Source organism: Nonomuraea sp. NEAU-A123, from assembly GCF_018603905.1.
Classification (GTDB): domain Bacteria; phylum Actinomycetota; class Actinomycetes; order Streptosporangiales; family Streptosporangiaceae; genus Nonomuraea.
On record NZ_JAHFZZ010000036.1, the window covers coordinates 86,491 to 97,233 of the forward strand.

The following is a 10,743-nucleotide window of genomic DNA, read 5'->3' on the forward strand; positions in this document are numbered from 1 at the left end:
ACACGGACATGCGCGACCTGATCGACCTGCCCGAGGGCTGGGAGTGGAGCGCCTACGGCGACTCCTTCGTCTGCCCGGACGGCTTCGAGATCGAGCTGGACGGTACCTGCCCTGACGGGCATGTCTCGCCCCTGCTCCGCATGGGCCTCATCTGACCCGCGCCCCCGAAACGGAGCACACCATGGACACCACCACCCGCGGCATCACCGAAGACCTGCTGCTCGTCCTGCGCCGCCTCAACCAGGCCGATGACCAGAAGCTCGCCCGCGACCCCGGCGCGTTCGGGCACGCCCGGCACGCGCTCATCGCGATCATGGAGACCGCAGACTGGGGCCCCGCTCACGCGAGCGAGGCTATCCAGCACGCGATACAGGAAGGCTCGACGTTGTTCGACGCCATGATGGCCACGCGCGCCGGTGAATGCGGTACCGCAATGAACGTGACTACCTCGACGGACGTCGCCCCTACGGAGATCAGCGACGAGCTGGCGCAGCAGATCGCCGACGCGATCGGCGAGCACTTCAGCGGCGACCGCAACTACTGGCCGCAGGTCATGGACGCCGATTGGGACGACGGCAGCGGCCGCGTCATCGTCTGGGATCACGGCGTGCCCGACTGGACGTTCCTGGTCTCCCACGGCGGCCGGTCGGATGACTCGCCCACGGAGTACGAGCCGGTTTCCCTGCCTGCTGGCGTGTGGGTCGAACCGATCAACCCCTGCGCCTTGCGCGTCATGCCCCGTCAGTAAGGGCCCGAGAACGGCGATGGCCGGGCCCGCCACGGGCCCGGCCATCCCAACACCACAAAAAGCCCTAGACCCCCGTCGCCACAACGAAGACCCAGTGCGCCCCAGCGTAACGCACCTGCCGGGCCGAGACAGACCGCCCAGAAGGGGAGCATCCGTGAACCGCGCCGCCACCGACAGCCACGACGACACCGAGCACGAGCCGCAGAGCATCACCGGCGTCTTTCCCGTCGAAATCCAAGACCAGTGCGGCGACTGCACGGCCCGATGGGACGCGCCCCCGGAGAAGCACCACGTCGCCTGCTCCATCAACTGGAACTAGCTGACCGCGCCCCGCCCTGCGGCTGCCAGCCCGGGGCGGGCCCTGCGCTGCTCACGAAAGGACCAACATCATGCCCATGCAGCCCAACCGCAGCGCCTCCGGAATCATCCAGCGGCTCCGGAACGACGGGTTCACCGTGAACATCCCCGACGAGCCGTACCGCCGCATCTACCAGCTCCGGCTCAGCCGCGGCCTGTACTTCGGCACCCTCGACGTCTCCGCCGACAAGGGCCGCGCCCTGCGAATCTCCCTCACCTGGCAGCCGAACCTCACCACCCGGAAGCGCACCGGCGCCACCCGCATCATCGGCCTCCTCAACACCATGCCCGAGCAGGGCTGGAACAACTGAAAGGCAACCTCATGCCCCTCATGTATGTACCGGGCATCGCCCGCGTCTTCTACGACAGCATCCAGAACAGCCGCAACACCCAGGCCGACTACGTCGCCGTGCTCGACGGCTCGTGGGCGCTGGCCGTCGCAGTCTGCGACGGCGCGGGCGACGATTCCGACGCGGCCGACGCCGCCCAGATCAGCGCGCAGATCGCCGCGGCGGTCACCGGCTCCACCAACAGCGGTGTCCAGGGCCTGCACGCGGCCCGCACTTACCTGCAGCAGCGCAACGAGGACGCCCCGCCCGGGCAGGAGGGCATCACCACGGCGGTCGTCGCTGCGATCACACCTGGTGGGCTCGACATGGCCTGGGTCGGCGACTCGCCCGCCTGGGCGGTGCGCCTGGACAGCACGGTCGTCCCCCTGACTGTGCCGTCCTGCCACCCTCGCTGGACGCCGTGCAACGTCGAGGAGAAGCACGAGGCCGGGGGCACCTGGCCGCACCGCATGCTCACCAACACCGACGACTACGCCCGCATCATCCTCGCGTCGGACGGCCTCACCGCACACCTGCCCCTCACCGGGAGAGCCGACCACATGAACGCGATGCTCGATGACCTCACGCGCATGGCCGCGCCGGACCTGGCCGGCGAGTACGTCGCGGCGCAACTGCTCGACATGGCCAGGCAGGGCCGAGGCCGGGACCACACGACGGTCGCTGTCATCGACCTCATCACGCACGAGGGTGAGCCCACGTGACGAGCACCGTGATCGGGCTGCTGCTCGCCGCCCGAGGCTGGGGCACTCGCGTGCATCTGCTGCTGGCCGACGACGGCGACCGCCTCTGTCTCCGGCACCTGACGGCCGCGCTGACCCTCGGCGACGGCGACAACGACACCGAGATCTCCGAGGTCGAGGAGTACCCGGCCGCCCGCCTGATCGTTGGGCGCCTGTCGCACTCTGGCGACCGGCCGCGCAACGAAGTGGCCGCGGCGCTGCTCGACCAGTACTTCCCGCCCGCCGCCAACCGCTGGTGGCTCGACATCCGCGGCAGCGTCGTCATCACCGGCCTGTGCCACTGCGGCGCCCCCGCGGACCTTCCCGCCCCCGTCTACGACGCGGCTCGCGCCGTGTCCATCCCGAGAGGAATCGCATGAGCAGAAGAACTAGGCCCGCCGTCAACCCGGCCACCAGCCACAGCGTGATCACTACGAAGGCGCAGGGCTGCGGGTGGTCCCTCGCCACCAGCCCGGCCGACGAGGACGGCACTACCGAGATGATCCTGACCCGCGACGCATGGCGGATCATCGTCGCGTTCCGGACGGGGAAGGCGTGCGCGGCCGTCGTCCAGTACCCCGGCCAGTCCCGCCCGACGAGCGTCCTGGCGATCGGCAGGCTGAGACGCTACCTGCGGGGCGACCGGGAGCAGATGTCGGCATTCCGCCGTGGCTAGCGCGTCATCGTCGGGAAGCACGCCGGGGTGGTAGAGAACGTCGTCCCCGAAGGCGAGGTCAAGGTCCGGCTGATCATTCGATACGACGGCGGCAGCATGGGCGAGCCGTACACAACACACGTCCACGCCGAGAGAGGGGTGACTGCTGTTTGAGCCCGTCTGTCCGCTGAGCCGGTCAGCGCGGACGGTTCTTGGGCTCTATCAGGTCCTTCGGTGGGCTGCAGAAGACGAACGAAAAGAAGAACGGCGCGATGGTGAGGGCCAAGTAGACCACCGGCGTGAAGACGATGGTAATGAACGGAAAGAAGATGATCATTTCGAGTACGGACATGTCCGATGAACCGAACGTGAGTGCAGCAGACATGACGACCGCGCCTATGAGGCTTACGATTATCTTAAACGTCCGCATTATTGGTACCTCTGTTCGCGTGGGTGAACGATTCGTCACAGTTGTGACTACTTTAATTGCCGGGTTGCGAAGTCGAGTATGGACTGGAATCCCGATGAGTCAGTGTTGAGGGGCGTTTGATTTGACGGACGAACGTCGCCAGAGGCAGCATCAGGCACGCACGGGCAGCCTGTTGGAAGCGGTCAAGGGAGGCTGTGTAACTGTCCAGGGCGGCCCGCCAGTCCTGAAGCGCCCCATCGACGGCGCCGCGTGCGATCCATTCGAGTCTCCAGACCGCCGCGTTCAGCATGTCGGCGGCGTCAATGCAATCCTGTGTGGAGAGTAGGACGACTCGCTCATATGTGCTCGTACGCGCACTCTCGAAGCCGTCCAAAGCCATGAGCCCGGCTTCCCGGTCGACGTCGGCCGCGAGATTGTCCCAGCCACGGGCCCGCACGAGTTGGCCGGCTACCCGGGCCATCTGCGTGACGGCGCCAAGGTACTCGGTGAACGCTTCGTACCTGCGGACGTCCCAGCGAATGATCATTTCTCGTTGATTACGAGCCTTATCCATACGGGCCGCGAACACATAGGAAATCGTTGCACCAATGACCACTCCGGCGAGCGCGAGAAACTGTGTCAACATGCGCTGCCTCCCGGTATGACTGTTGTATGCCGACAGTTTGTACGGGTGTCTCGGCGAGCCGCAAGGGGAATGTGGTACCGATCTGAGGCTCGTCATGGTCATTGCCGTCGAATTGTCAGCAATTGCAGTATTGGTTCCGTTTGGCCGATTCCCGGCTGGGGGTACTAGGCCGGGGCAAGAGCATCACCGAGAACGACGCGGCGCAGAGTGCTGCCCAGCGCGCGAACGCGGTCGGCAACAGCTACGTCGCTCCGCGACTCCGGCCGTGACCGCGCGCCGCATCAAGACGGCAGAGTCCGAGTTACGCAAGATCGAGAAGAACCTGGACGGCTACCAGCGGGCGTTCCGCGACCACTCGGGCAACCCGTACTACATCGAGAAGCACGAGCCTGCCGAGGGCGACTACCGGGAGATGCAGCTCGCCCGCAAGGCGCAGTTGGAGAACCAGCTCGAATACGACCGGGCGCAGCTCGTCGCTGCGGCGGGGGCGGGCGAGTACATCGAGTACGGCAAGCACAGCGTGCACGTCGGTGACACGGTCTCTACTGGCGCCGGAGCGTCGTGCTGAAAGTCAACCGGGTGACGGTAAGCGCCGATTCCGGCTACTCCTGGCCCGACAAGGTGCCCTTCACCGACATCCGCGCCATCGAATGCCCGCACGGGGAGGATGGGCCGGCCGTCATCGCGCCGAATCGGCCCGCGAAGAAGGCCCCGGCCAGGCCGAAAGTCGAGGTGTCGAAGCTCGACACCGAGAAGCTCAAGGCGGCCGCGAACATGGCTGACAACATGCGGGTGGGCCGGGAGCGTGAGGCGTTCGTGTCCCCGCCCGCTGTGGTGGACCGGCTCAAGGACCTAGCCGAGATCGAGCCCGGCATGACGGTCCTCGAACCCTCGGCGGGCACCGGCAACATCGCGGCGGCCGCTGTCGAGTTGGGCGCGGCTGTGGACTGCGTCGAGCTCGACAGCGGCTTGGCGAAGGTCCTGGCCGAGCGCGTTTCTGGCGTGAATCGCCTCAGCATCCGAGACTTCCTCGATCTGGAGCCGGACGGCCAGTCGTTCGACCGGGTCGTGATGAACCCGCCGTTCTCTGGCGGCAGGACATCGCGCACATCACGCACGCCCTGCAGTTCCTCAAGCCCGGTGGCCGGCTCGTCGCGGTGATAGCCGCCGGGGTACTCCACCAGCAGTTCAAGGCGGCCGAACGGTTTCGCGCCCTGGTGGAGGAGCGCGACGGCCGGTTCGAGGAGCTGCCCGAGGGCTCGTTCGCCCCAGCGACCGGCATCAACACGGTCGTCGTGGTCATCCCCGCAGAGCAGTAGCCGCCGCCCGTACTCGCCCCCGCCTGCTGAGGCGGGGGCATCCTGCCGAAAACTCTGTGAAGATCATTTTGCTATGCGGGCGCGAATACGAAGCAGAAAGGCTACGACCCGGGTGTCACTCGCTCGCCAGCGTTCCAGGTTTGTAGGAACTGATCAAGGAAGTAGTCGAACCAGTCGGGGTCGTGCTCATGCTCGATGCGGAATGTAGGACGTAGCTCGTGCTTGCCCCGAAATGAACTGAGCCGAAGATCCATCTTCCCGTGCGGTGAGTCAGGATCATAAGCGTATAAAGTATATGGGCCGAGATAGTCGACTACGCGAAGCTCGAAACCTTTCTGCTCGGACAGTGGTTCGAGCAGGTTAAGGTTATATTGCAGTCTCCTATTCAACGCCTCTGCGCTCTTGTTGGCGCGGAAAGCCGACATTGTGAGGCTCGTGCTAGGTCCAGTCTCATCGCTCGGTTTGATCAAGAGTATCTTGATCTTTGTGCCGTTTTCCAGTGCGCGCTCGAAATAATCAACTAGTCCAGGGATGTGCGCTGAAAGAGTCGCCCCCCAGAGCCACACTTCCTCTTGTGCTGTAAGAATTAGTCGCCGAATCTCGTTCTCGCTGTCCTCCTCTTGAAAGAATTGTGATGCGCGAATAATGCCGCCGCGCGTCGGCGTGAAGATTCCTTCGGCAGCGCGTTCTCGTGCCTCCCACCAGTGATCGATATCGCCCTGATCGGTGATCTTGCAGACTTTGAGGAGACTTTCGAGCGTGGTCTTCGGAGGTAACCGTGTACCTGCCTCGAACTCGCTGAGGGAGGTTCTGGACAGCCCTGGTCCGTTACGGCCTTCCCTGTGTAGGTCTCTGAGCGATAGGCCACTATGGCGCCGGAGGCGATGCAGGCACTTGCCGAACTGGTCCGGGGTGCGTACCTCGGCGAGATCGTTTGCGTCGACGTTCTGGGTCATACTGTGCCTCCCGGGAAGAATTGACATTCCTATGGTATTGCGAGCGCCATCCGATCCAAAGCTGAGCAGCGTCCTGTTTTGGCCCATCTTTGTCCGGCCTGTCTGGCGGACAAGCCGGACAGCATCACGAGTAGCGAGCGGCCTCGTACTGACATGTTGGGCCAGCCTGTTTCGTCCTGAGCTCTCGCAGGGACGGCTTGCGGCCTGGTGGAGTACTGCTCACTAGCGATTTCGCGAAGGGAGCGGGCATGAGCTATTTGGTCGTGCAAGTCGCGCAGTGGACCGAGGCGTTGGCCGAAATTACGGTTGCTCTCAAATTCGCTACTGCGCTTATCATTTTCATCTCTACGACCGCGCGGTTCACCTTGCGAATGCGTAGTTGGTTGCGGCGTCGCAATCGTAGATAAGCCCTTACTGTCCAGTCAGCTTTGTTCACAGGGCCTGGATCGCCGTGAGCGGCGGATCGGATCTAGGCCCTGTGCTTATGAGGCTCTTCTCCTCGAATTGCTAGAGCTGCCGACCAAGGGCTCGCGCGCCAATGTGCTTGCTCGCCTTGGCCGGGCCGCGCACTTGCTCGGTCGCGACATCGAGACGGACAGCCGCCACCACCGGGTGTGGCTGCGCACCCGGAACCTCTACTACCCGTGCGTCGAGCACATCCTGACCGCCGCGCCCGCGCTGGCGAACCACAAGACCTATCGCTCCTTCGAGACGGCATGGCTGGCCGGGCTCAACGGGCCCGCCCAGCTCTCGCTCTCGTTCTAACCCCTCACCATCTCGACGGCCTCGCCTGCCCAAGGCGGGGCCGTCCTGCTGAACGCGAAAGGAACATCGTCCAGGCCGAATCCTTCATGATCCCCATGCGCGGGGGCGGCGACAAGGAGCGGGCCCGCCCGCTCTCCGACCCGCTCCACACGATCACCTCAGGCGGCAACCATCACGGACTCGTGGAGCCGCCGGAGGCGCTGCTGATTCCGTACTACCGCACCGGCGTGGCCCGGCCCACGTCACAGCCGATGGGGACGCTGTCCACGCACGACCGGTACGGGCTCGCCACTGCCGACCTGCCAGAGATCGACATAAACGAGGTCGGCTTCAGGATGCTCGAACCTCACGAGATCGCCAGGGGCATGGCGTTCAACAACGGCTACGTGGTGCTCGGCGACAAGAGGTCGCAGGTGCGGCAGTACGGCAACGCCGTCACGCCGCCTGCTGCTGAGGTGCTGGTCTCTGCGCTGGTCGAGTGCATTACGGCTGAGGAACTGGAGCGCTACCTACCCGCCGCCTGACAGCTAATTGCGGTACCGCATTTGGCCCTGCTTGCACGGCAGGGCCCATCCCAAGAACGAAGGAGATCGTCATGGCCACCCGCCATGTCGTGCAGATGAGCGGCGGCGGTCTGGTCCGTCGTCGCAGGAAGGTTCGACAGCCGAGTCTGTTCGACACCGCGGCGGCTTGCTGCTGATGTACGCACCGCTATGCCGCGCACAGCCTGGATTCGACGGGTGCGACTCCCGCTGCCTATCGGTGCAGGGCCGGATCTAGCCAGGCAGCGGAAACATCCTCGGGCTGACACCGGAGACCCTTCGCTCTCAGCTCGGTGGTGATCGTCAACCTGAAGGCGCCCGACACATCAACTTTGATCGCTTTATCCTCTCCCAAGGAGACGGACACCGTACGGACCTGCTTGCCGTCAACGAATACGGCGAAAGGGATGGGATCCTCAGGGATTCCGGAGGAATCAAGCAAAGCTACTGTTGCCGTAAAGGTGCGATATTTGCGCAGCAGGTTGATGTTGGCTCCATAATCCAAGCAACTGGCTTCTGCGATAAGCGAAGCTGAATACTGCTTGCCCTGCACCCTTGCCTCGCCAGTCGTGTAGGAAAACCACGAGTCACCGCCCTGGTCTGTCGACTGCAGATCCATTTCGACGAGGGGCTTCGCATCGTCCGATTTTGTCGATGAAGGGTCAGGTGAACGTGTCTTGGGTCGACTGCTTGAGGTGGTGTGAGGCTGCTGGGTTGCTTGCGCCAAGGGGGTGGTTTGCGGCAATGCGAGGTATGCCACTATCACACCAGCAGCCGTCAGTATGGCGGTGATTATGCCGACTATCCAGGTGGTCATCTTGGCGCCAGGGCGATCCGCCCATGGGGGGCGGCGCCGTTGAGTCGTTGGGGGAGTCATGGAGGCGAGGGTAACGGTCGCAGCGTTGCGAAACAGGCGAATCAGTCAGTTGCTCTTGAATGGGTATACGTGCTGATCGGCAAGCAGGAGTTCGCGCTGGTGCAGCTCGAATGGCATATATATCGTATTTGCGTCCATTGGGCCTATCTGGGAGGAATTGCCTGTCGTGTAGTGCTATGGGCTAGCGAAAACGGGCGGCTTGTACCTCTGGAGCTATGAGTGTGCTGTGGGCGTCGGAATCTGCTGAAAGTGCCTGCAACGTCGCTCGCATGCAGAGGATGGACCTGTCTGACGCGTCAGAAGTGTCTGCAGCGTCTGGTGCGTACTTTAGAATTCTGTGCCAGCAGGCTTGTCGCACACGGGAGTTAGGCGCGTGAACAAGGCAGACGTCATCGAGGAGCTCCGTCAGCGCACCGCCGCGCCGTCCCGTGCCGCCGCGGCGCGGAGCGTCCAGGCGTTCATCGACATCATCGTCGGCACCGTGGCTGCTGGCCAGGAGGTGCGGGTCGGCGGGCTCGGCGTGTTCGAGCGCGCGTATCACCAGGCGCGCGCGCCGGAACCCGAACGCCAACGAAGTGGTCGAGGTGCCCGGCAAGTGGGTCATCCGGTTCCGGCCGTCCGCCAAGGTCAAGGCCGCCGTCAACAAGTAACAACACCAGCTCGTCGGCGGTCCGCTGCGGGGGCGCGGACCGCCGACGTTTCCATTTGCGAAGGGCGCCATATGGAGCGGTGGCAGCTACGGACCAATTGGACTGTCTCAAGACCCAACTACAACCTTCAACGCAGTTCTGGCAGACGATTCGGGACTACGCCCGGCGTAGGCGGCCCCGTGTCGCGCGACACCCCACCCACGGTGGGCTGCATGCCCTTCGCACTTGCGGCGCCTTGCGTTCGTTGACCTGCGCTTTCGGCAGATCCGCAGTACAGCCCTAAGCGGTCGCGGTAGGTTGGCCCAATGACCATGATCGCCAAACGACGTCGTGGCGTAATCGAGAGTCTTGTGCTTTTTGTGCTCGCAGTGAGCGTGACGACCATAGCTGCGCTATGGGCTTGGAACCTCTCATCAAGCGAGTTCTCGCTAGCTCCGCGAGTTCCCCGGCCGGGCACGATTGTCGTAGCCGTAAATGGTCCACATGGCGGTGCGCGCGACCCGCTCTCGATCGATCTGAATTTCGCGGGCTCCATAGACCAGAGAACCACGGTCTTCGACATCGTCCTGACCCAGCGACCAGACCAGGCTGCTCGGGACAGTGATCCCTACGAACTCTTGGTTTTCCTATGCGGAGCAATCGCAAAAAACCCGCATTTCGTGGATAGCCTCAACCGGCAGATTGAGTGGCGAGCGCCAGCCCTAGAGAAGGGCGAGGTTTGGAGCTCGTCATTTGGCGACGTATCGCAATGTGTCTTCACGCCGGTCAAGATGGTACAGTTCAACCCGAGCGTGAAATTTCGCCAAGCAATACTCGCCGGCTCTTCTGGGAATCCTCCTAATCAGGTTTCCGGGCCGAAGGTGCTGTATGCCTTGCCAGGTGTAGTTACAGTGACGGCCACACTTCCGCTAGGCGACCTCACGCCGGTTCCCCTGCCACCTAAATCCTCTCTAACGGTGGGTCTTAATTCGGTACCGATAGACCTTCAAGCCGTCACGGCGAGTCCTCAGTTTCCCGATTCCGGGCGTCTGCGATGGACAAATAGACTCGGGTCGGAAAGCAGGCTCCCGTCCGAGTACCGACTCGCAGGCGAGTTGCAGGACCGGCAGTCCTCGGGGCAAGCTCGTATCTTTTTTGCTGGCGCCCTATTGGGTGTTGGAGGAGGTGCGTTCATTTGGGCACTCGAACTACTTGCTGGCATCAGGACTGCATTCTTTAGCGAACAGCATGACCCTGCTAGTCAATCGGCGCAAGCCGTTTCTAGTGGCACTGATCCGGACTCAAGTGTGACCACTTTATCCACAGGCGAGCGTACGGAGAAGTTTTCGCAGAAACGCCCTAGCTCGAAGGGGCTTCTTGTGGTTTCCTTGGTGTCCTTTTTTGCGGGCTGCTACTTTCGAGGTGAGATCGCCAGAAGGATGCATTGGAAGCGAAAGCGGACTCCTGGAGGTCGTTGACGCAAGTCTGGGTTTAATGTGGAACAAATATGAACGCGCCGACTGTTCCAAATAGCCCATGGCCACGTGCCTATGGAGTGTCCGCTTCACGGCATTGCAGCCCGGCTACACAGGTTGAATTCGTAGAGTCGGTCATGGCTTTGTCGGGGTATCGAGGGTGAGTCCGGTCTGGGCCAGGCAGCCGGTGAGCAGGTGGGGCCGGTATTGGATCTTCTTCAGCTTGCGTTTGACGATCCGGACGAGACCGGCCAGGTCGGTGACAGCGAAGTTGGTCATGGCCCGGCGGAGCAGAG

Annotated in this window: 17 protein-coding genes and 1 pseudogene; 14 read left to right on the forward strand and 4 right to left on the reverse strand. The window is 63.3% G+C overall.

From position 1 onward, the window contains the following. The first annotated feature begins 8 nt into the window (after nucleotides 1–8). The 7 genes from KLK06_RS55055 to KLK06_RS55085 all read left to right on the forward strand — a co-directional run bounded on the left by KLK06_RS55055 (nucleotide 9) and on the right by KLK06_RS55085 (nucleotide 2,850). The gene (locus KLK06_RS55055) at nucleotides 9–155 is read left to right on the forward strand and encodes a hypothetical protein (RefSeq protein WP_214643882.1); all 147 of its coding nucleotides are present in this window, start codon (nucleotides 9–11) and stop codon (nucleotides 153–155) included. Between the two features lie 26 nt (nucleotides 156–181). Continuing rightward, the gene (locus KLK06_RS55060; protein WP_214643883.1) at nucleotides 182–748 is read left to right on the forward strand and encodes a hypothetical protein; all 567 of its coding nucleotides are present in this window, start codon (nucleotides 182–184) and stop codon (nucleotides 746–748) included. Nucleotides 749–902: 154 nt separating this feature from the next. Then, on the forward strand, nucleotides 903–1,067 hold the full coding sequence (locus KLK06_RS55065) for a hypothetical protein (RefSeq protein ID WP_214643884.1): 165 nt from the start codon (nucleotides 903–905) through the stop codon (nucleotides 1,065–1,067). Between the two features lie 70 nt (nucleotides 1,068–1,137). Continuing rightward, the gene (locus KLK06_RS55070; protein WP_214643885.1) at nucleotides 1,138–1,416 is read left to right on the forward strand and encodes a hypothetical protein; all 279 of its coding nucleotides are present in this window, start codon (nucleotides 1,138–1,140) and stop codon (nucleotides 1,414–1,416) included. An 11-nt stretch (nucleotides 1,417–1,427) separates the two neighbouring features. After that, nucleotides 1,428–2,156, forward strand: coding sequence for a protein phosphatase 2C domain-containing protein (locus KLK06_RS55075; RefSeq protein ID WP_214643886.1), 729 nt, complete (start codon nucleotides 1,428–1,430; stop codon nucleotides 2,154–2,156). Then, a complete protein-coding gene (locus tag KLK06_RS55080) occupies nucleotides 2,153–2,554 on the forward strand; it encodes a hypothetical protein (protein ID WP_214643887.1) in 402 nt (133 codons plus the stop codon). Before KLK06_RS55075 ends, KLK06_RS55080 begins: the two co-directional genes overlap by 4 nt. Next, complete coding sequence (locus KLK06_RS55085; protein ID WP_214643888.1) at nucleotides 2,551–2,850, forward strand: hypothetical protein; 300 nt, start codon at nucleotides 2,551–2,553, stop codon at nucleotides 2,848–2,850. Before KLK06_RS55080 ends, KLK06_RS55085 begins: the two co-directional genes overlap by 4 nt. A 175-nt stretch (nucleotides 2,851–3,025) precedes the next feature. Here the strand turns inward: KLK06_RS55085 and KLK06_RS55090 are convergent, their stop codons facing one another. Beyond that, on the reverse strand, nucleotides 3,026–3,214 hold the full coding sequence (locus KLK06_RS55090; RefSeq protein ID WP_214643889.1) for a hypothetical protein: 189 nt from the start codon (nucleotides 3,212–3,214) through the stop codon (nucleotides 3,026–3,028). A gap of 97 nt (nucleotides 3,215–3,311) precedes the next feature. After that, nucleotides 3,312–3,884 carry a hypothetical protein gene (locus tag KLK06_RS55095; RefSeq protein ID WP_214643890.1) on the reverse strand — a complete coding sequence of 191 codons (573 nt, stop codon included), beginning with the start codon at nucleotides 3,882–3,884 and terminating at the stop codon, nucleotides 3,312–3,314. Between the two features lie 265 nt (nucleotides 3,885–4,149). Here KLK06_RS55095 and KLK06_RS55100 point away from each other — a divergent pair, with 265 nt between their 5' ends. Genes KLK06_RS55100 through KLK06_RS55110 form a run of 3 tightly spaced genes read left to right on the forward strand, consistent with a single transcriptional unit; the run spans nucleotide 4,150 to nucleotide 5,203 of the window. Next, nucleotides 4,150–4,452, forward strand: coding sequence for a hypothetical protein (locus KLK06_RS55100; RefSeq protein ID WP_214643891.1), 303 nt, complete (start codon nucleotides 4,150–4,152; stop codon nucleotides 4,450–4,452). Then, nucleotides 4,446–5,045, forward strand: coding sequence for an rRNA adenine N-6-methyltransferase family protein (locus KLK06_RS55105; RefSeq protein ID WP_214643892.1), 600 nt, complete (start codon nucleotides 4,446–4,448; stop codon nucleotides 5,043–5,045). The genes KLK06_RS55100 and KLK06_RS55105 overlap by 7 nt, the downstream gene beginning before the upstream one ends. Beyond that, nucleotides 5,042–5,203 (forward strand): hypothetical protein, encoded by a 162-nt coding sequence (locus KLK06_RS55110; RefSeq protein WP_214643893.1) that lies wholly within the window; start codon nucleotides 5,042–5,044, stop codon nucleotides 5,201–5,203. Before KLK06_RS55105 ends, KLK06_RS55110 begins: the two co-directional genes overlap by 4 nt. Before the next feature lie 101 nt (nucleotides 5,204–5,304). Here KLK06_RS55110 and KLK06_RS55115 read toward each other — a convergent pair whose 3' ends face one another. Continuing rightward, the gene (locus tag KLK06_RS55115; protein WP_214643894.1) at nucleotides 5,305–6,159 is read right to left on the reverse strand and encodes a helix-turn-helix transcriptional regulator; all 855 of its coding nucleotides are present in this window, start codon (nucleotides 6,157–6,159) and stop codon (nucleotides 5,305–5,307) included. A gap of 504 nt (nucleotides 6,160–6,663) precedes the next feature. Between KLK06_RS55115 and KLK06_RS55120 the strand changes: the two genes are divergently transcribed. Together KLK06_RS55120 and KLK06_RS55125 are read left to right on the forward strand one after the other, a co-directional pair. Further along, nucleotides 6,664–6,924, forward strand: a complete 261-nt coding sequence (locus KLK06_RS55120) for a hypothetical protein (RefSeq protein ID WP_214643895.1) — start codon at nucleotides 6,664–6,666, stop codon at nucleotides 6,922–6,924. Between the two features lie 86 nt (nucleotides 6,925–7,010). After that, complete coding sequence (locus tag KLK06_RS55125; protein WP_214643896.1) at nucleotides 7,011–7,448, forward strand: DNA cytosine methyltransferase; 438 nt, start codon at nucleotides 7,011–7,013, stop codon at nucleotides 7,446–7,448. A 232-nt stretch (nucleotides 7,449–7,680) separates the two neighbouring features. Here KLK06_RS55125 and KLK06_RS55130 read toward each other — a convergent pair whose 3' ends face one another. After that, nucleotides 7,681–8,283 (reverse strand): NPCBM/NEW2 domain-containing protein, encoded by a 603-nt coding sequence (locus KLK06_RS55130; RefSeq protein WP_214643897.1) that lies wholly within the window; start codon nucleotides 8,281–8,283, stop codon nucleotides 7,681–7,683. Nucleotides 8,284–8,716: 433 nt separating this feature from the next. On the opposite strand from KLK06_RS55130, the pseudogene KLK06_RS63400 reads away from it, so the two are divergent. Together KLK06_RS63400 and KLK06_RS55140 are read left to right on the forward strand one after the other, a co-directional pair. Further along, nucleotides 8,717–8,993: pseudogene (locus KLK06_RS63400) on the forward strand (HU family DNA-binding protein). Nucleotides 8,994–9,298: 305 nt separating this feature from the next. Then, complete coding sequence (locus KLK06_RS55140) at nucleotides 9,299–10,450, forward strand: hypothetical protein (protein WP_214643899.1); 1,152 nt, start codon at nucleotides 9,299–9,301, stop codon at nucleotides 10,448–10,450. Nucleotides 10,451–10,743: the final 293 nt, after the last annotated feature.